The 19413-nt window shown below is 37.9% G+C and carries 18 protein-coding genes; 7 read left to right on the top strand and 11 right to left on the bottom strand.

The window, feature by feature from the left end; genetic code table 11:
• Positions 1-13 precede the first annotated feature (13 nt).
• From AC07VK_RS09740 to AC07VK_RS09720, 5 genes are all read right to left on the bottom strand, one after another.
• Positions 14-805 carry an SDR family NAD(P)-dependent oxidoreductase gene (locus AC07VK_RS09740; RefSeq protein ID WP_492960124.1) on the bottom strand — a complete coding sequence of 264 codons (792 nt, stop codon included), beginning with the start codon at positions 803-805 and terminating at the stop codon, positions 14-16.
• A gap of 105 nt (positions 806-910) precedes the next feature.
• Positions 911-1915 (bottom strand): SDR family NAD(P)-dependent oxidoreductase, encoded by a 1005-nt coding sequence (locus AC07VK_RS09735; protein WP_492954154.1) that lies wholly within the window; start codon positions 1913-1915, stop codon positions 911-913.
• A gap of 1 nt (position 1916) precedes the next feature.
• Positions 1917-2582 (bottom strand): DUF6134 family protein, encoded by a 666-nt coding sequence (locus AC07VK_RS09730; protein WP_492960122.1) that lies wholly within the window; start codon positions 2580-2582, stop codon positions 1917-1919.
• Positions 2583-2696: 114 nt separating this feature from the next.
• Positions 2697-2969: an isoleucyl-tRNA synthetase gene (locus AC07VK_RS09725; protein WP_492954156.1), complete on the bottom strand. Its 273-nt coding sequence runs from the start codon at positions 2967-2969 to the stop codon at positions 2697-2699.
• On the bottom strand, positions 2966-3154 hold the full coding sequence (locus tag AC07VK_RS09720; protein WP_131031924.1) for a hypothetical protein: 189 nt from the start codon (positions 3152-3154) through the stop codon (positions 2966-2968). Before AC07VK_RS09720 ends, AC07VK_RS09725 begins: the two co-directional genes overlap by 4 nt.
• Positions 3155-3238: 84 nt before the next feature.
• On the opposite strand from AC07VK_RS09720, the gene ileS reads away from it, so the two are divergent.
• The 5 genes from ileS to AC07VK_RS09695 all read left to right on the top strand — a co-directional run bounded on the left by ileS (position 3239) and on the right by AC07VK_RS09695 (position 9395).
• Positions 3239-6640, top strand: a complete 3402-nt coding sequence (gene ileS / locus AC07VK_RS09715; protein ID WP_492954157.1) for an isoleucine--tRNA ligase — start codon at positions 3239-3241, stop codon at positions 6638-6640.
• Between the two features lie 30 nt (positions 6641-6670).
• Positions 6671-7054, top strand: coding sequence for a TraR/DksA family transcriptional regulator (locus tag AC07VK_RS09710; RefSeq protein WP_025144123.1), 384 nt, complete (start codon positions 6671-6673; stop codon positions 7052-7054).
• Positions 7054-7656, top strand: coding sequence for a lipoprotein signal peptidase (locus AC07VK_RS09705; protein ID WP_426326253.1), 603 nt, complete (start codon positions 7054-7056; stop codon positions 7654-7656). Before AC07VK_RS09710 ends, AC07VK_RS09705 begins: the two co-directional genes overlap by 1 nt.
• Before the next feature lie 366 nt (positions 7657-8022).
• Positions 8023-8541, top strand: a complete 519-nt coding sequence (locus AC07VK_RS09700) for a DUF4269 domain-containing protein (protein ID WP_492960120.1) — start codon at positions 8023-8025, stop codon at positions 8539-8541.
• A gap of 173 nt (positions 8542-8714) precedes the next feature.
• Positions 8715-9395, top strand: coding sequence for a 3-keto-disaccharide hydrolase (locus AC07VK_RS09695; protein ID WP_492960118.1), 681 nt, complete (start codon positions 8715-8717; stop codon positions 9393-9395).
• 15 nt (positions 9396-9410) lie between these two features.
• Here the strand turns inward: AC07VK_RS09695 and AC07VK_RS09690 are convergent, their stop codons facing one another.
• The 4 genes from AC07VK_RS09690 to AC07VK_RS09675 form a co-directional block, all read right to left on the bottom strand.
• Positions 9411-9770, bottom strand: coding sequence for a ribosomal maturation YjgA family protein (locus AC07VK_RS09690; protein WP_492960116.1), 360 nt, complete (start codon positions 9768-9770; stop codon positions 9411-9413).
• Between the two features lie 110 nt (positions 9771-9880).
• The gene (gene odhB, locus AC07VK_RS09685) at positions 9881-11107 is read right to left on the bottom strand and encodes a 2-oxoglutarate dehydrogenase complex dihydrolipoyllysine-residue succinyltransferase (protein ID WP_492954161.1); all 1227 of its coding nucleotides are present in this window, start codon (positions 11105-11107) and stop codon (positions 9881-9883) included.
• A 103-nt stretch (positions 11108-11210) separates the two neighbouring features.
• Positions 11211-14006, bottom strand: a complete 2796-nt coding sequence (locus AC07VK_RS09680) for a 2-oxoglutarate dehydrogenase E1 component (protein WP_492954162.1) — start codon at positions 14004-14006, stop codon at positions 11211-11213.
• Between the two features lie 187 nt (positions 14007-14193).
• Positions 14194-15468 (bottom strand): DASH family cryptochrome, encoded by a 1275-nt coding sequence (locus tag AC07VK_RS09675; protein WP_492954163.1) that lies wholly within the window; start codon positions 15466-15468, stop codon positions 14194-14196.
• Between the two features lie 170 nt (positions 15469-15638).
• On the opposite strand from AC07VK_RS09675, the gene AC07VK_RS09670 reads away from it, so the two are divergent.
• Together AC07VK_RS09670 and AC07VK_RS09665 are read left to right on the top strand one after the other, a co-directional pair.
• Positions 15639-16541, top strand: a complete 903-nt coding sequence (locus tag AC07VK_RS09670) for a TIGR01777 family oxidoreductase (protein ID WP_492960114.1) — start codon at positions 15639-15641, stop codon at positions 16539-16541.
• A 139-nt stretch (positions 16542-16680) separates the two neighbouring features.
• Positions 16681-17982: a cryptochrome/photolyase family protein gene (locus AC07VK_RS09665; protein ID WP_492960112.1), complete on the top strand. Its 1302-nt coding sequence runs from the start codon at positions 16681-16683 to the stop codon at positions 17980-17982.
• Here the strand turns inward: AC07VK_RS09665 and AC07VK_RS09660 are convergent.
• On the bottom strand, positions 17972-18841 hold the full coding sequence (locus AC07VK_RS09660; protein WP_492960110.1) for an FKBP-type peptidyl-prolyl cis-trans isomerase: 870 nt from the start codon (positions 18839-18841) through the stop codon (positions 17972-17974). The genes AC07VK_RS09665 and AC07VK_RS09660 overlap by 11 nt on opposite strands.
• 3 nt (positions 18842-18844) lie before the next feature.
• The gene (locus AC07VK_RS09655; RefSeq protein ID WP_492960108.1) at positions 18845-19333 is read right to left on the bottom strand and encodes an FKBP-type peptidyl-prolyl cis-trans isomerase; all 489 of its coding nucleotides are present in this window, start codon (positions 19331-19333) and stop codon (positions 18845-18847) included.
• Positions 19334-19413: the final 80 nt, after the last annotated feature.

Raw genomic sequence — 19413 nt, 5'->3', positions numbered from 1 at the left:
GTTATGATTAACTCTATGTTGTTAAAATTGATTTCAATTTACGCCTAATTATAATTTCTTTTAAAAAGCCTGGTATAATTTTATCTAACATCACCAAAAAACGGTTAGCTAAACCAGGTATAATTTCTTTTTTCCCTTTCAACATCCCGTCCATTGCTGTTTTGGCAACATAATCGGCCTCTAAGATGGTGGCCTTGGCGAAACCTTTTAACTCATTATTCATTACCAATAATTCCGGTTTGGTATTAATACCGCCAGGACTAAGTAAACTAATATGCACATTTGTACCGTTCAATTCGAGCTGCAAACAACGGGTAAAATAACCGATAAAAGATTTGGTTGCCCCATAAACCTGTTTTTTTGGAACGATAAAATGTCCGCCCAAACTGCCAACATTTAAAATATAGCTGGCCTTACTTTTATCGATATGGTTTAAAAATAACCGCGTAAGCAAAACCGTATTGGTAATGTTGAGCTCGATCTGTGTTCTGTAAAAATCGACATTTTTATCTTCAAACCAACTCCAGTTCCCTAAACCAGCATTATTGATCAAAACATTTACCTCGATCTTATTCGTCATTAATTTTTCGAAAATTTCGCATGCGGAGGTTTTTTTGGTCAAATCTATTTCGATACAGAATACCTTACTGTTAAAGTTTACACGCAGGTAGTTTGCTAAATGTTCCAGTCCACTATTAGATAGCGAAACCAATACCAAACCTAAACCACGTTTGGCTGATTCGATAGCGAAAGATTTCCCCAAACCTTCACTTGCTCCTGTAATTAATACGCTTAGTTCTTTCATGTATTAGTTGTTTTTAGCCACAGATTTACACAGATGAACACGGATTTGGGTGCAAAGCCTCAAAATCCTATCTGTGTGCATCCTCTTTATCTGTGGTTAATGCATTTAATTAGATTTAAAGTGACTAATGGTTTTACCTAAACCTATTGCAAAAGGCGTTATGCGATAATTTAGTTCGGCAATGGCTTTATTGCTCGAATATTGCTGATTACATTTCAACCTATCGGCAAACTCTGGCAGAAAAAATGGGGTGAGGTTAAAAAGTTTCGATTTCAAAGACTCCAGCAAACTGTAAGCTTTAATAATGCCGACCGGAATTTTATACAAACTTCTTTTTTCACCTGTGATCTGCCTTAAAGTGCCGAAAAAACCGTTAAAAGAAACATCAACACCGCCCAAAATATACCGTTCGCCATTCCTCCCATTCTGCATGGCTGCAATATGCCCATCTACCACATCATCTACAAAAGCATAGTTGGCAATTGCGTTTCCATCGCCAGGAATAAAATGCCATGTGCCCTTTATATAACCTGTAACCATTTTACTCACCGTATTACTATCCGTAATTGGCCCATCGCCATATACTCTTGATGGGTTTACTATTACCACTTCCAATCCCTTTTTTACAAATTCTTTCACCTCTAATTCAGCGAGGTATTTTGTGCGTTCATAGCTGATCGGGAAGCCGACTGCCCTTGGGTCGTTTTCTGAAACCGGCAGATTTAATGTTGGTCCCCACACCCCGCAAGTTGAGGTATGTACAACTTTTTCTACACCCAATTTTAATGCACAGCTGAGCACATTTCTTGTCCCGATTACATTCACATCGTAAAAATCCTGCTCATTCCGGCACCACATTTTGGCCATGGCTGCAGTATGGTAAACCTGATAACAATCTTTCATTGCGTTTTCTAAACTTTCAGGATCCAAAACATCGCCTTTTACAAACTGGATATTTCGGTGCTGAATAAGAAAGGGATGCTTAACATTTCTGCAAAGTGCCACTACATCGTAGCCCATTTCTGCAAGGGTAAAGCTTAACTTCCGGCCGATAAAACCTGATGCACCCGTAACCAAAACCCTCAGGTATTTATTTGCAACTGTTTCCATATTAAACCCTTTCCATTCTGATGGTGTACAAGGAGTGATTGACAACTACCAGTTTACATATTCCGTTTTCGAAATGGTAGTCGTTATAATTCCCATCGGGAAGATTGATCCGGTACTGATGTGCCCCGTTTTTCTGAACGGGAATAAAACACTGAAAGTTATCAGAGTAAATTTCGGGGATATTAACAGGCTCTTTGGTATACAAGAGCATCATATTATAACTGATGGGCTGATTTATTGTACTGATTTTATCGCCTGTTTTAAGCTGATAAACATTATTTACCCAACTTGTTTTCTTAGCCTCTTTTGCATTGCCATTTACAACCCGATTTACATTTGAGCTAAGGAGTTTGCCATTTTTAAAATGTGCTACATCTTCTGTTTCCACATCAATATTGAAAACGAAACGGGTTTGTACTTTCGAAGTTATTTTGAGATAAACATTATCGCCATCGTCTTTCTGCTGGAAATACATCTGGCCGATTACTTCGCCATTACGCTTGATGTTAAATTTACTTTGCTGTGCAAAAGCCGATGAAAATGAACAGATAAAAAAGAGCAGCGAAGCAACACTTTTTGGATGGACTGGGTTTTTGGAAGAGAATGTTTTATAGGTTTTGGGAGCAAAATATTTCTTGCAGAGCCAAATAATTAATGCAGGAATCATAGTTATCTCTATTTGTTATTTAGAGCTAATACAATTCACAATAGATTTACCCCTACGTGGATTTTATTTTTTTCATGGCTTTGGGTTTAAACCCAAAGGCTATGAGGGTAAGGTTTATTCGGATGCAGGCTTTTGATCCTCTTCATCTACCGGAACTTCGACCGTTGGATCGGTAATGATTTCGGCATTACCATCATTATCCTTTTTGGCAAATAAAATGGGATATAACAGCCACAGCGCACCAATAATAACCAGCACCCCTGCCAGCATCTGTAAATAGATACTTCCTTTTACCTCATTTGCATCCAAAATTTTATAAGCGATAAAAGAAAGTATGCCAGCTATGAGGATGAAAACGGCTTTTTGCAATTTTAAGAGCTTAATCATGGGTTCTTTCTTTTTAGTGTTACAATATGGATTAAAACAAAAATAAGCCCAATTAGTTCGAGCAAGCCGCAGAAATAAAAAGCATAAAGTACAAAATCCCGGTCTGAGGGGTTTATTACCGCAACAATTGGCAAGGCAATTACGGCAACAATCATCAGTGTAAGCCCGATATTAAATAATTTCACGTTAAAAGTATTTACATCAAAACTACCAAAATTCAGTCAATTCTGTTAACTTTGCAACCTTTAATTTTTTGAGGTACTTGATTGATGTATAGCGAATTTAAACAATTGGAACTTGCCAAAATAGGGCAAGAAATACTGGATTTTTGGAAAAAGGAAAATATCTTTGAAAAAAGTATTTCTTCCCGCCCGAAATCTAATCCGTTTACTTTTTACGAAGGCCCACCGTCTGCCAATGGCATGCCGGGAATCCACCACGTAATGGCCCGTGCAATTAAGGATATTTTTTGCCGCTATAAAACAATTAAGGGTTACCAGGTGAAAAGAAAAGCTGGCTGGGATACGCATGGCCTACCTGTTGAACTTGGAACTGAAAAGGAATTAGGAATTACTAAAGAGGATATTGGTAAAACTATTTCTATTGAAGACTATAACGAAGCTTGTAAAAAAACAGTAATGCGCTACACTGATGTGTGGAACGACTTGACCGAAAAAATGGGCTATTGGGTAGATATGGATGATCCATACATTACCTATAAGTCGAAATACATGGAATCGGTGTGGTGGCTTTTGAAGCAGATTTACGATAAAGGATTAATCTACAAAGGTTATACAATCCAACCTTATTCTCCAAAAGCCGGAACAGGATTGAGTTCGCATGAGGTAAATCAGCCTGGCGCTTACCGGGATGTTACAGACACAACGATTGTTGCTCAATTTAAAGCAATAGCGGATACGTTACCTTCGTTTTTACAAGCATTTGGAGATATTTACCTGATGGCGTGGACCACTACTCCATGGACTTTACCATCAAACACTGCTTTAACAGTTGGACCAAAAATCGACTATGTTTTAATCAAAACGTTTAACCAATATACCTTTTTGCCAACAAATGTAATTTTGGCAAAAAATCTGGTTGGCAAACAATTCAGTAAAATTTTCTTTGAAAGCAATGAAGCTGAAGATTTTACAAATTTTAAAGCTGGCGATAAAAAAATCCCCTATCAAATACTTGCCGAGTGCAAAGGAAGTGAGTTGGTTGGAATTAGATATGAACAACTATTAACTTATGCATTGCCATACCAAAATCCTGAAAATGCATTTAGAGTAATCTCTGGAGATTTCGTAACTACAGAAGATGGTACCGGTATTGTTCATACTGCCCCTACTTTTGGTGCGGATGATGCTAAAGTAGCTAAAGAAGCCATTCCGGAAGTACCACCAATGTTGGTATTAGACGAGAATGATACCCCCGTTCCATTAGTAGATTTACAGGGAAAATTCACCAAACATGTTGGCCCTTTTGCAGGCAAATATGTAAAGAACGAATATTACAATGCTGGCGAAGCACCTGAAAAATCGGTTGATGTAGAAATTGCTATTTTATTAAAAGAAGAGAACAAAGCTTTTAAAGTAGAAAAATATGTTCACAGTTACCCACACAGCTGGAGAACTGATGAGCCACTTTTATATTATCCTCTAGATTCATGGTTTATTAAAGTTACAGATGTTAAAGACAGAATGTTCGACCTTAATGAAACCATTAACTGGAAACCAAAATCGACTGGCGAGGGTCGTTTTGGAAACTGGCTAAAAAACGCTAACGACTGGAATTTGTCACGCTCGAGATATTGGGGAATTCCTTTGCCCATCTGGAGAACTGAAGATAAAAAAGAAGAAGTATTAATTGGCTCTGTTGAAGAACTTTACAATGCCATCGAAAAATCGATAGCGGCCGGGTTACAGAAAGAAAATCCTTTTAAGGGATTCGAAATCGGAAACATGTCTGAAGAGAACTATGATTTGATCGACTTACATAAAAATGTGGTCGACAAAATTATTTTGGTATCTCCATCAGGCAAACCAATGAGCCGCGAAAGTGATTTAATTGATGTTTGGTTCGACTCTGGTGCTATGCCTTATGCGCAGTGGCACTACCCTTTTGAAAACAAAGAAACAATTGATGGAAATGAAGATTTCCCTGCAGATTTTATTGCCGAAGGTGTAGACCAAACGCGTGGCTGGTTTTATACACTACATGCGATCTCTACGTTGGTTTTCGATAAAGTAGCGTACAAGAATGTGGTTTCCAATGGACTTGTACTAGACAAAAACGGACAAAAAATGTCTAAACGTTTGGGCAATGCCGCTGATCCATTCCAAACCATTAACGAGTATGGTGCTGATGCAACGCGTTGGTACATGATTTCTAATGCAAATCCTTGGGATAACCTAAAATTTGACATTGACGGAATTGCTGAAGTGCGCCGTAAATTCTTCGGAACGCTTTACAATACCTATGCTTTTTTTGCCCTGTATGCCAATATCGATAAATTCGAGATCGACAAAAACAACCTGAGCAAAGTTGAAGACAGAACGGAATTAGACCGTTGGATTTTATCGTTATTGCAAACCTTAATTAACGAAGTTGATGAAAGTTACAACACTTACGAACCAACGAAAGCTACCCGCGCTATTCAGGCTTTTGTTGATGAACATTTGAGTAACTGGTACATCAGATTAAGTCGCCGCCGTTTCTGGAAAGGCGAAATGACCGATGATAAACGTGCGGCTTACGAAACATTATATACCTGTTTAGAAACCTTGGCACAGTTGATGAGTCCTGTTGCGCCTTTCTTTGCCGATTGGTTATACAGAAACTTAACTGTAACTGATGCCCATGCAGAGCAGTCGGTACATTTAACTTTATGGAAAGAAGCTGATCAAAGTTTGATTGATACCGATTTGAACGAGCGTATGGTTTATGCCCAGGATATTTCATCGATGGTTTTATCATTGCGTAAAAAATCGGGCATTAATGTGCGTCAACCACTTGAGAAAATCTTAATTCCATCTTTAAGTGGCGATTTCGAACAAAAAATATCAAAGGTTGCAGATTATATCCTTTCTGAAACGAATGTAAAACATATCGAATTCATTACCGATACACATGGTATCGTGAAGAAAAAGCTGAAACCGAACTTCAAATCGTTAGGTAAAAAAGTTGGAAAAGATATGAGCCTGGTTAAAGAGGCTTTAGAAAATTCGAATCAAGATGATATCCAACGTTTAGAAAACGATGGTTTCATTATCGTAGTTGGAAGCAACGGAGAAGAATTTACCATCAATTTAAATGATGATGTGGAAGTTTTTGCAGAAGATATTCCGGGATGGCAGGTAACCAACCTGGGCAGTTTAACTGTGGCTTTGGACGTTACCATCTCAGAAGAGCTGAAACAAGAAGGTATTTCGCGCGAGCTGGTTAACCGTATCCAGAATTTGCGAAAAGAATTAAACTTTGAAGTAACAGATAGGATTAAAGTTTCGTTACAAAATGATAACTTGGTAGCCAGCGCAGTTGCTAAAAACAAGGATTACATTTGCGCAGAAATATTGGCCGATGAATTTGAATTAACAGGTACTGTAAATAATGCAAACAAAATCGTTATCGACGATGTTGAGTTAAGCATTTCAGTAACTAAAATATAAATCCATATATTAGAAAATTAGAAAAAGAACATGGAAAACAGCAACAAAACACGCTACTCAGACAGTGAATTACAAGAATTTAAAGAATTAATTCAAGATAAATTACGCATGGCGAAAGAGGAACTTAACTCTTTAACCACTTCTTTGAGTAATCCAAACGCAAACGGAACAGAAGATACTTCAGGTGCATACAAAACATTAGAAGACGGTTCTGCAACAATGGAAAAAGAGCAGATCAATCAATTGGCTGCCCGTCAGAAAAAATTTATAGACAACCTGGAGAATGCATTAGTGCGTATCGAGAACAAAACTTATGGTATTTGCCGTGAAACCGGAAAATTAATCCAAAAAGAACGTTTACGCGCCGTTCCTCATGCAACTTTAAGCATGGAAGCTAAATTAAAGCAGAGTTAATGAAAGGCTATACAAAACCTTTAATTGTTATCTTTTTAGTTTTACTGGCCGATCAGCTGGTGAAAACGTGGGTTAAAACACACATGTACCTTGGCCAGGAATTCCATATTATTGGCAAATGGTTTATCATCCATTTTACCGAAAATAATGGGATGGCCTTTGGGATGGAGTTTGGCGGTGAATTTGGCAAATTAGCCTTATCACTTTTCCGTATTGCCGCTGTTGCTGGAATTGGTTATGGCTTACATTACCTAATTAAACATAAATATCACCGCGGTTTAATTCTAAATGTTGCGCTGATTTTTTCAGGTGCACTGGGAAACATTATTGATTCTGTATTTTACGGAAAGATTTATGGCTACGAAAGCTGGTTTCACGGTCGCGTGGTAGATATGTTCTACTTCCCGATTGCAGAAGGCCACTTCCCTAGCTGGGTACCAATTTGGGGAGGCGAAGAGTTTGTTTTCTTTAGACCTGTTTTTAACCTTGCTGACGCTGCCATTTCAGTTGGCGTGATACTGATCCTCATCTTCCAGAAAAACTACTTTAAAGAAGATGTAAAGGACGATGTGAGCATTAACAGTGAGATTGTAGAAGATTAAATTTTGCGTCTCGTCATGCTGAACTTGATTCAGCATCTTAAACGTTTGAAATATACAAGCCCATTTCTTAATTGAAATGGGCTTTTTTTATAGAATCTTCATTGCGAGGAGGCTTTTTCAGCCGACGAAGCAATCTTTATTGCAGGACTCACAAATGCCAACAGCAATAAGGTTTTGGAAAGCAGGTACAGAAGCAGATATTTAAATTCGTTCCCGCTATCCTTTCTGCCAATGCAGCTTGTGCTTTGCTTCAGTTTCTTCATAAAAAATGAGGGCAGAATTATAACACATTGGCATTCATGCTATCGGGTTTAGTAACTTTGGGCACTTCAAGAAACAAAGGTTAAAACTTATAGCCCACAACAAGTGATCAACTTCCTCAATATATCTTATCTCCAATCTGGCAATGAAAAACAAGTAAAAGCTTATCATACTTTAACAGATAATCGAGTCCTAGAAAAGCTTACCCCTTACCATCCAATACTTGTTGGTACCATCCCAATCAATATCGATATCGAAAACAGCGATTTGGATATTATCTGCGAAGTTGCTGATAAAAATGAATTTATCGACAAATTAAATGCACTGTTTGGATCTGAAAAAGACTTCGCAATTCATGAAAACCCTACATTCGAAGCGATTAAAGCTAATTTTATCATCGATGGTTTCGAAATAGAAATATTCGGCCAAAATACGCCTACCACACAACAAAATGCATATCGGCATATGCTGATTGAACACAGATTACTCTTAGCCAGGGGCGAAAAATTTAGGCAAGACATTATTGATCTCAAAAAACAAGGTTATAAAACTGAACCTGCCTTCGCAAAATTATTAAAACTTAAAGGAGATGCTTACCAAGAATTATTGAAATTGCAATCATAGAACAACGCGAAGGACATTAATAGAAAAGTCGTCATCTCGACTGAAGCACAGCGAAATGGAGAGATCTATAGTTCCCATTTAAGAAAGATCCTTCATTTCATTTAGGATGACAACCATCACTACAGTATTCCAATTTTTTAAAATATATTTGGTATACAAAAACCAAATATATCATGAAACTTTACTATGCCATTTTACTACTAGTTATTATCAGCAGTTCAACATTTGCGCAAAAAAGCCTCTTTAACGGAAAAAGTCTAAACGGTTGGCATGTAGATGTACCCGCCATGGACAAAAAGCCAGATACTGTTAATCCATTTATTGTACGCAACGGAATGCTGGTAAGTTTAGGTACACCGGGCGGGCATTTAATAACCGATAAAATTTATAAAAATTACCAGTTAACCGTACAATACCGCTTTGCCGGTAAGCCAGGCAATTGTGGCGTTTTAGTTCACGCATCAACACCAAGGGCACTGTATGGTATGTTTCCGAAGTCGCTGGAAGTGCAGATGCAACATAAAGATGCTGGCGATTTCTGGTGTATTGAAGAAGATATAACAGTGCCTGATATGGTTACCAGACGTGGCCCTCAAGAAAACTGGGGTGTAAATGGAAATAAACTCCGCCGGATTAAAAATTTAACAGACGGCAGTGAAAAACCGCTTGGCGAATGGAATACCATGGTGATTCAATGTTTGAATAACGAAGTTAAAGTTTGGGTAAATGGCACACTGATAAATTATGGCACAAATTGCACAGCAAGTAGCGGGCAGATTGCCTTGCAGGCAGAAGGGAGTGAAGTAGAATTTAAACAATTGGATTTAAAACCAATTAAAGCGCTTTCAAAATAAGAAAAGTACTTTAGCTCAATCCTTAAAGTACAAACAGATCAAATAGCCTACAAAATAAGCGAGCAGATCGTAAACACTAAAAGAAGTGCCCAATACAGTACTCATTAATTTGTTGTTTTCCCAACCAAACCAGGTAATATAATTTGCCTTTTGGAGGAACTCGATTACGAAAGAAAAAATTAAGACACCTAATGCTAACTGCTTATTATTGGTTTTAAGGAAAATCCTAAAGAATGCGTAAATCAGGATAATAACCAATACATCTCCACCAAAAGGCCTGATAAAAGCATCATGAAGGTATTTGCCAATTAAGATTTCTACGATGAGAATCGCGAGAAAAATAAAGAGAAATTTTAAGCTGAACGTTAATTTCATTTTTCAGGCATAAAAAAGAAGTCAAGTTTTTATAGCACATTGCCATTAAAACTTGACCTCTTTATCTTGATTTTTTATAAATATTTAAGTCCCTTTAGGGGATTTAGGGCTTAGATACCTAATAATAATCTAGCCGGATCTTCTAACAATTGTTTCACACGAACCAAGAAACCAACCGACTCACGTCCATCAATAATTCTGTGATCGTAAGATAAAGCAACATACATCATCGGACGGATTACCACTTCACCTTTTTCTGCTACCGGACGCTCAACAATGTTGTGCATACCTAAAATAGCCGATTGTGGCGCATTGATAATTGGGGTCGACATCATTGAACCAAATACACCACCGTTAGTAATGGTGAATGTTCCACCAGTCATTTCTTCGATGGTTAATTTGCTATCACGTGCTTTTAAAGCCAATTCTAATACCGATTTTTCAATCTGAGCTAAAGTCATGCTCTCTGCATTACGGATTACCGGAACCACTAAACCTTTTGGTGCAGAAACGGCAATCGAAATATCAGCAAAATCATTGTAAACCAATTCTTCACCTTCAATACGGCCATTAACTGCAGGGAAATCTTTTAAAGCTTCGGTAACAGCTTTAGTAAAAAAGCTCATGAAACCTAAACCAACGCCAAATTTTTCTTTAAACTGATCTTTATATTTTCCGCGTAAATCCATAATTGGCTTCATATTAACCTCGTTAAAAGTGGTTAACATTGCGGTTTCATTTTTAACAGCAACTAAACGTTTTGCAACGGTTCTACGTAGTGGAGACATTTTCTCACGACGTTCGCCACGGCTACCTGCAGGAGCAGCAGCTACAACCGGAGCACTTGCTTTTGGTGCTTCTGCTTTTTTACCCGCCTCAGCTTTAACAGCATCGTCTTTAGTAATACGACCATCTACACCGGTACCTTTTACAGCAGCAGCATCGATTCCTTTTTCTGCAAGAATTTTACCGGCAGCAGGAGAAGGAGTTCCTGTAGCATAACTTTCGCCTGATTTTTCGGCAACTGGAGCCGCAGTTTTATCTTCAGCAACAACAGCCTTTTCTTCAGCTTTCGGTGCATCAGCTTTCGCTGGAGCTGCACCACCATCTTCAATTTTACAAACTACTGCACCAATGGCTAAAGTATCGCCTTCGGCCGCTATGGTTTTTAAAGTTCCAGCTTGTTCTGCAGTTAATTCGAATGTTGCTTTATCCGATTCTAATTCGGCAATAACTTCATCCATTTCAACAACATCGCCATCGTTTTTTATCCAACGTGATAAAACAACTTCGGTTATCGACTCACCAACAGGTGGAACTTTTATCTCTAAACTCATTTTTGTAATGTTATGTTTTCTATTGTTAAAGGTTCAATGTTGTAAAGCTGAAATGTTCAGGCTGCTTAACCTTATACCTCAAACCTTACGCCTTAAACCTCATTTAATCTATCTGAACTAATTTTTTTGTTGCTTTTTTAGCGATATTCTTTACATCATCCGTTACCGAAATCTCTAAAGCTTTTGCTAAAATATAAGCCTGTTGATTAGCATGTTGTTTTGCAAAACCTGTTGCGGTACTGCTGCTTTCTCTTCTCGAAATTACATCAATGCCTTTTAAAGCTGTTTTGTATAACCTGCGGAACAAATATGGCCATGCGCCCATGTTCTCTGGTTCTTCTTGTACCCAGAAAACTTCTTTAGCATTTTTATATTTCTTCTGGATGGCTTCCATCTGATCAACCGGAGTTGGATACAGTTGCTCTACACGAACCAAGGCTACATGTTTCAATTTATCAGCCTGTTGTTTCTCCAATAACTCGTAGTAAATTTTACCGCTACAGAAAACAATACGTGTTACATCTGCAACTTTAACATTTACATCGTCTATTACTTCTTTAAAACCACCTTCGGTAAATTCTTCTAATTTAGAAACACAAGCAGGGTGGCGCAATAAACTTTTAGGTGTAAATACAACTAAAGGTTTACGGAAATCGCGTTTAAACTGACGGCGTAAAACGTGGAAGAAGTTTGCCGGAGTAGTACAGTTGGTTACCTGCATGTTATAGTCGGCACAAAGCTCCATAAAACGCTCTATACGTGCTGATGAGTGCTCTGGTCCCTGACCTTCGTAACCATGGGGCAATAACATTACTAAACCATTTTCGCGTTGCCATTTGGTTTCGGCACTTGCAATATACTGATCGACAACAATTTGTGCACCGTTAAAGAAATCGCCAAATTGTGCTTCCCAAATGGTTAAAGCATTCGGATTTGCCATGGCATAACCATATTCGAAACCTAAAACGCCATATTCTGATAAGTGTGAATTGTAAATATCGAAAGCCGCTTGTTGGTCTGAAATATTCGCCAATGGTACATATTCTTCCTCACTATCTTCAAGCGTTAATACCGCATGACGGTGAGAGAACGTTCCTCTTTCTACATCCTGACCGCTTAAACGAACGCGTTTACCTTCTGACAACAAAGTACCATAAGCCAACTGCTCACCCATTGCCCAGTCGAAAACATTGGTTTCGTTAACCATTTTGCCACGTTCAGCAAATAGTTTTTCGATTTTTTTGAAGAACTTTTTATTAGATGGCAAAGCCGTAATGCGCTTACCAATTTCCAATAAAGTAGATTTTTTAACTGCAGTAACCGGAGAAGATTCGAAATCTTTAGGTGTAGCCATACGCAAATCTGCCCATGCACCACCAAATTTAACTTCGGCATTGCCTGCAACAAATTCTTTAGCTTCGTTTAAGCGTTCCTGCAAAATGCCACGGAAATCTTTTTCCATTTCTTTTGCCAAACCTGCTTCTAACTTACCCTCTTTGGTTAACTGATCAATATAAATTTCCCTTGGATTAGGGTGTTTTTCGATTGTTTTGTACAATAATGGCTGGGTGAATTTAGGCTCATCAGATTCATTGTGTCCAAAACGACGGTAGCAAAGAATATCAATAAAAACATCGTTTTTATATTTTTGACGATATTCCATTGCGAGGTTGATTGCATAAACCAAAGCCTCAGGATCATCACCATTTACATGAAAAACCGGAGATAAAGTTACTTTAGCAATATCGGTACAATAGGTACTGGTACGGGCATCTTTATAATTAGTGGTAAAACCAATCTGGTTATTAATTACCAGGTGAATGGTTCCGCCAGTTTTATAACCTTCAAGGCCTGCCATCTGAATTACTTCGTAAACAATCCCCTGGCCCGCAACTGATGCATCACCATGAATCAAAATTGGTGCTAAACGGCTGTTATCGCCACCATATTTGAAATCGATTTTCGAGCGGCTCATGCCTTCTACCACACCATCAACGGTTTCTAAGTGTGATGGGTTAGGACATAAACTTAAGTGAACACTTTTGCCCGAAACGGTAGCTACATCTGTAGAATAACCTAAGTGGTATTTTACGTCACCGCCAAATGGCGTATCTGGATTGTAGCTTTTACCTTCAAACTCAGCAAAAATATCTTTATATGTTTTTTGCATGATATTGGCCAACACGTTTAAACGACCGCGGTGGGCCATACCAATTACAAATTCTTCAATACCTAATTCAGCACCTTTTTCGATTACTGAATCTAAAGCGGGGATTAAAGCTTCTGCGCCTTCTAACGAGAAACGTTTTTGGCCCAAAAATTTTGTACCCAAGAAATTTTCGAAACTTACCGCTTCGTTTAATTTCCGGAGAATGCGTTTTTTCTCATCGATTGAGAAATTAGGGGTATTACGTGCACTTTCCATTTTTTGCTGAATCCAGTTCAACACTTCAGGTGTACGTAAAAACTTAAATTCGGCTCCGATAGAACCTGCGTATGTTTGTTTTAAAAAAGCTACAATGTCTTTCAATTTTGCCGCACCAATGCCAATCTCAACACCCGAGTTGAAAACGGTTTCTAAATCAGCATCCGATAATCCAAAATTTGCAAGATCTAATGTTGGTAAATGTTTACGCCTTTCGCGAACCGGATTGGTGTGCGTAAATAAGTGACCGCGGCTACGATAGCCATCAATCAGATTTAAAACATTAACCTCTTTTAAAAATTGTTCAGGAGTCTCTGCTGTTACTGCAGGCGCTTCCGATCCTCTTCCAAAATCGAAACCTTCAAAAAATTTCTGCCAACCAAATTCAACAGACTCAGGATCTTGTTGATAGGATTGATATAAAGACTCTATATATTCGGCGTTTGCGCCATTAAGATAAGATAATTTATCCATTATTAACTATTTACTATAAGCATTACAAAATTAGAATTTTACCTTATATAAATGGCAAAAATCTCGATTAAAATGAGAATTATTGAATGAGAAAATTATTGAATGAGCGAATGACAAAAATACCGCCTGTATTAATCGATAAAATTTCAATTCCATCATTCAATACCCAATCATTCAGTCGTTACAACTATGATGCCCAAGTTAAGGAGTAATTGCCTTTTGGGTCGAGGTTTTTGATATTTTTATCAAGATCGAAAACACTTTTTGATTTCTGATCGTTACCTACACCAGCTACATTGGCCCAGTTCCCCCAGTTGCTTGCAGGGTTATAATCAATCAGTTTTTCTTCAAAATAGGCTGCGCCAAAAATCCAGCTTACTTCTAAATTATTGATCAGATATAAGGCAGCGGTTTGTCTGGCGATATTCGAGATGAAACCGGTTTGATTTAACTCCGTCATCACCGCATCTACCACGGCAAAACCTGTTTGTGCATTCTTCCATTTACTAAAATTGTCTTGCTCATTCACAATATCAACCAACCCCTGACTGCCAAATCCATCCGGACTAAAAAAAGTATTGCCATATTTTTTGAACATGAAACGGAAATAATCTCTCCAAAGCAGGCCTAATAAAATATGGTTGAACATGGCTTTTGTATTGGGCACACCCTCCATCTTTTTAATTTCCCAGTATACTTTTCGTGGCGATAAACTACCCATGGCCAGCCATGCCGATAGTTTCGATGCCAGAATTAAATTCTTGGTTGTTGCAGCTTGCTGCATAGCCACAATCACTTTTTGAAGATGAGTTAAACCCTCAGCCTCGCCACCAACAAATTCAAAATCAGAACGTTGGTCTTTTTGCTGTGGCAACAGATTAAGCTCTTCTAATGAAGATAATGTTCCCCAGTCAATCACTTCGGCTACATTGATCCGATCGGGTGCCGAAAAACAGGGCTTGATAATCGAATCGCGTTCAATTTTCTTTTTAAACTGATTAAAAGCGTCGGGAATATCTTTAATGGGAAAAGGCAAATCTTCCTTATTATATAAGGTATGGCCGATAAAATGTTTGAGGTTGATGCGTAATTTCCAAAGTGCATTTTCTACCAAAGTTGAAACATGCGTTTCTTCGCGTGCCACTTCACGGTGATGGTAAACTTCAGTAATCTCATATTCCTGAACGAGTTGAGGAATAATATCTTCAGGGTTGCCTTCGGCGATAAGCAAGTTACCGCCAATCTGTTTTAAAGAATTGCGTAATCCTAAAACACTTTCTAAAATAAATTGCGCTCTAATATTACCTGTTTTTAACGTACCGTATTTTGTTTCGCCAAAAGAACGGCGATCGAGAATGTAAACAGGCAAAATCGAATCAGACTTAGCAATCGCCTCGACCAGCATTTCATTGTCATGCAAGCGAAGATCATTTCTAAACCAGACTAAAATTTTTTTGGACATCTTTTATCGAAAAGGGTGTAAGAACGCGTTTACAAATTTATCTTATTTTTCCTCTTCATCAAACCCCTAAATAATTCTTTACAAATAGGTAACAAAAGAATTAAAACTGAATTAATATCGTTTTAAATGAAGCCATAAAAACCCTTTTGTATCTTTAGTGTTTTAAAAATATGGCAAAAAAGATTCTGATTACCGGAGCGACAGGACTTGTGGGTACTGAGCTGAAAAAACATTTGCTAAGTAAAGGTTACGGGGTGAATACACTTTCGCGAAAGAAAGACAATGATCCGAATAATTTTGTGTGGGATGTTTACAAAGGAACTATTGATGCTGATTGTATGAATGGTGTAGATGCCATTATTCATTTAGCGGGAGAACCCGTGGCCGATAAAAAATGGACCGATGAACGCAAAAAACAGATCATCGATAGCCGCGTAAAATCAACAGAATTACTTTTTAAAACCATTAAATCGAAACCCGACAACCAGCTAAAATCGTTTATTTCTGCATCGGCAGTTGGTTTTTATGGCGATTGTGGTGATGAAATTTTAACAGAAGAAAGCCCAAACGGTTATGGATTTTTAGCTGAATGCTGTAAACTTTGGGAAGATGCCGTAGACCAAGGCAAAAAGCTAAGCCTTAGGATTGTAAAACTCCGTACCGGAATCGTTTTAAGTAACCATGGCGGCGCCTTACCACAACTCGATAAACCAGTTAAGTTGTTTGCCGCAGCAGCATTAGGAACAGGTAAACAATGGACTCCCTGGCTGCATATTGATGATATGGTAGAAATGTACATCGAAGCCATCGAAAATCTTAAAATGGAGAATTGTTATAATGCCTGTGCTCCTTTTCCAGTCACGAATAAAGCGCTAACCAAAGCCATTGCTAAACAGCTGCATCGTCCTGTTTGGCCGATCAAGGTTCCGAAAAAGGCATTAGAATTGTTATTGGGCGAGCGTGTTGAAGCTGTTTTAATGAGCAATAATACCTCGGCACAAAAAATTTTAGATGCAGGATTCAAATTTAAATTCACCCATTTGGAGGATGCTTTGAAGGATCTGTACAAATAGGTTTAACCGATTAACTGGCCCGTCACCCTGAACCGAGCCTTAGCGAGCTCACCGAAGGTAATTTATTTCAGGGTCTTTCCAGGATAGATGCTGAAACAAGTTCAGCATGACGTAATTAATTAATTTCTAATTCCCATCAATGACTTCAATATCAATCATTTGGTTTCGCCGCGATTTACGTTTAACAGATAATGCTGCTTTATACCACGCTTTAAAAAGCGATTACCCCGTGTTGCCACTTTTTATTTTCGACAAAAATATACTGGATAAACTACCAAAGGATGATGCCCGCTTAACTTTTATTTATCAATCCATTGAAGATTTAAAGAAAGAACTTCAGCAATATGGATCAGATTTACTGGTAAAATATGGTAGTCCCGAAAAAATATGGCCTGAAATTTTAAAGGAATATGATGTTAAGAGCGTATATACCAATCATGACTATGAACCTTATGCCCGCGAACGTGATGATAACATGGCCGAATTTTTAACCAGCGAAAAAATAGCCTTCAAAACATATAAGGATCAGGTTATTTTTGAAAAAAACGAAATCCTAAAAGCGGATAAAACACCTTACACAGTTTTTACCCCTTTTTACAAACAATGGCATGCAAAGCTGAACGATTTTTATGTAAAAGCTTATCCCATTAAAAAATACTTCAAAAACTTATTGCAAAGCAAACATCTGCCCTGTCCAGGTTTAAATGATATGGGCTTTGAAAAGAGTAAGCTGGATTTTCCGAAAATCAGTTATAAAAGCAAACTCGACGATTATGCAAAAGAACGCGATTTCCCTGCGCTTGATGGCACCACACATATCGGTCTGCATTTACGTTTCGGAACCTTAAGCATTCGGAAAGCAGTTAAAGATGCTTTGGAAGCAAAATCGGACGTCTGGCTTTCAGAATTGGCCTGGCGAGAATTTTATATGACTATCCTTTGGCATTTCCCCTACTCGGCCTCCGATTCGTTTAAAAAACAATACGATAAAATTAAATGGCGCAACAACGAAGATGAATTTAAAGCCTGGTGCGAAGGCAATACCGGCTATCCTATTGTAGATGCCGGTATGAGACAGCTTAACCAAACTGGCTGGATGCACAACCGCGTGCGCATGGTTGTAGCAAGTTTTTTAACCAAACATTTACTCATCGACTGGCGCTGGGGAGAAACGTATTTTGCCGAAAAATTATTGGATTATGAAATGGCAAGCAATGTGGGCGGCTGGCAATGGGCCGCTGGATCAGGAAATGATGCGGCGCCTTACTTCAGGGTATTTAATCCAGAACTACAGACTAAAAAATTCGACCCTAAACTTGAATACATTAAAAAGTGGGTACCAGAATTTGGGACAAAAAAATATGCCCAACCAATAGTTGAGCATACATTTGCAAGAGAAAGGGTTTTAAAAGTTTTTAAAGAGGCTTTATCTAATTCGTAACCTTTACAATTTCAATATCAAAATCTAAAGGAGATACCCCATTAGCTAAATCAGCAGGAATAATCAAACGAAGCTTTCCGCCAGCTGTTACTTTTCCCGGTAATATTAATTGCCAGCCTTTATATAAATTACTTAAAACATCAGAAAAAGTTCCATCGGTACTCGTTTGCAAAACTGTTCCATCTAAATAGCGAACCGTGTAGTTAGCAACTATTGTAGAGTTCACATTAATTACATCAGTTCCTGTTCCAGGGGTAGTAATACTATAGCGTGCTCTAGAAGGATCTTTAATCAGTGTTAAATTATTGTTGGCAATAAATTTATTGATCTCAAATTCGTCTATTTCATGTCTTTTCGCTCCAGCATATATCCCTAAATCAACAAGGATATTTTCATTTGATCCAATATTTAAAAAACTTACGCCGTTCCTACCAAAAGCCATGCTAGAAGGCATAATTAATGTTGCTTTGCCTCCTCTTTTTAATTTGGTTAACACTTCTCTAATTGGTGTAAATACATATGATACACTATTGATCGTAAATCGGTCTGTATAACCCAAAAAGGTACCTGGAATCATTAAATCAGATGTTTGATTTAGCACCTGCCCAGATAAGGTTTTAAAGATATATGAATAATAAACCGAATCTTGGTTTTTAACAACATCACCAGTACCAGGTGTAGTAACTTTATAATAATAGCCTTTTGTATCCTTATCGAAGCTAAGATTATTCTTTTTAAGATAAGCCTGGATAGCGGCATCATCTACACTTTCAATAGACTCATATTCCTTTTTACATGAGCTGAAGATTGTAGTAGCCAGTAAAAGTGCGAATAGGCTAAGTTTAGTAAATTTGTTCATTTATTATTGTACGTCTGTAAGTGTTATAGTAAAATCGAGTATTGAATTTGCCGGAACCAAAGCTGAAGGTGATTGTGTCCCATAAGCGTAATAAGAAGGTATTATCAATCTGATCTTACCACCTTTTTGTATTTTTTGAATCCCAAATTGCCATCCTACAATAACGTTTCCAAGTAGAAACGAAATTGGGGTTCCTTTGGTACTGTCGAAAATAGTTCCGTTTAGTAACTTTCCTTCATAATCAGAAGTGATTTTTGTAGATGCCGTATACACTATACTTCCTGTTCCAGGTGCTAAGATCTGATAAAATATTCCACTGGCATCTTTCGTGGCCGAGATATTATTAGTCTTAACAAAAGCGCTTATTGCAGCAGTATCGGCCTTAAACTGTGGTGTAGGATCGTAATCATCAACCGGCACATTTTTCTTACAAGCTGCCAGGCACCCTGCAAGGCAGATCATGAGTATAAAATATCTAAACTTAACCATCATCCGCAAAAATAAGCTTTTAATACGGATGCTACAATTTTTAACCTATTTTAACAATTTTAAGGCACTTAAAGATAAAAGCA

The sequence above is a fragment of the Pedobacter sp. GW821-FHT01D05 genome, from assembly GCF_059422505.1.
This window is presented reverse-complemented; position numbering and strand designations above follow the sequence as displayed.

Coding starts and splice junctions, on each gene's coding strand:
- AC07VK_RS09740 (WP_492960124.1), bottom strand. CDS start 805: ATGAAAGAACTAAGCGTATTAATTACAGGAGCAAGTGAAGGTTTGGGG.
- AC07VK_RS09735 (WP_492954154.1), bottom strand. CDS start 1,915: ATGGAAACAGTTGCAAATAAATACCTGAGGGTTTTGGTTACGGGTGCA.
- AC07VK_RS09730 (WP_492960122.1), bottom strand. CDS start 2,582: ATGATTCCTGCATTAATTATTTGGCTCTGCAAGAAATATTTTGCTCCC.
- AC07VK_RS09725 (WP_492954156.1), bottom strand. CDS start 2,969: ATGATTAAGCTCTTAAAATTGCAAAAAGCCGTTTTCATCCTCATAGCT.
- ileS (WP_492954157.1), top strand. CDS start 3,239: ATGTATAGCGAATTTAAACAATTGGAACTTGCCAAAATAGGGCAAGAA.
- AC07VK_RS09710 (WP_025144123.1), top strand. CDS start 6,671: ATGGAAAACAGCAACAAAACACGCTACTCAGACAGTGAATTACAAGAA.
- AC07VK_RS09705 (WP_426326253.1), top strand. CDS start 7,054: ATGAAAGGCTATACAAAACCTTTAATTGTTATCTTTTTAGTTTTACTG.
- AC07VK_RS09695 (WP_492960118.1), top strand. CDS start 8,715: ATGAAACTTTACTATGCCATTTTACTACTAGTTATTATCAGCAGTTCA.
- AC07VK_RS09690 (WP_492960116.1), bottom strand. CDS start 9,770: ATGAAATTAACGTTCAGCTTAAAATTTCTCTTTATTTTTCTCGCGATT.
- odhB (WP_492954161.1), bottom strand. CDS start 11,107: ATGAGTTTAGAGATAAAAGTTCCACCTGTTGGTGAGTCGATAACCGAA.
- AC07VK_RS09680 (WP_492954162.1), bottom strand. CDS start 14,006: ATGGATAAATTATCTTATCTTAATGGCGCAAACGCCGAATATATAGAG.
- AC07VK_RS09675 (WP_492954163.1), bottom strand. CDS start 15,468: ATGTCCAAAAAAATTTTAGTCTGGTTTAGAAATGATCTTCGCTTGCAT.
- AC07VK_RS09670 (WP_492960114.1), top strand. CDS start 15,639: ATGGCAAAAAAGATTCTGATTACCGGAGCGACAGGACTTGTGGGTACT.
- AC07VK_RS09665 (WP_492960112.1), top strand. CDS start 16,681: ATGACTTCAATATCAATCATTTGGTTTCGCCGCGATTTACGTTTAACA.
- AC07VK_RS09660 (WP_492960110.1), bottom strand. CDS start 18,841: ATGAACAAATTTACTAAACTTAGCCTATTCGCACTTTTACTGGCTACT.
- AC07VK_RS09655 (WP_492960108.1), bottom strand. CDS start 19,333: ATGATGGTTAAGTTTAGATATTTTATACTCATGATCTGCCTTGCAGGG.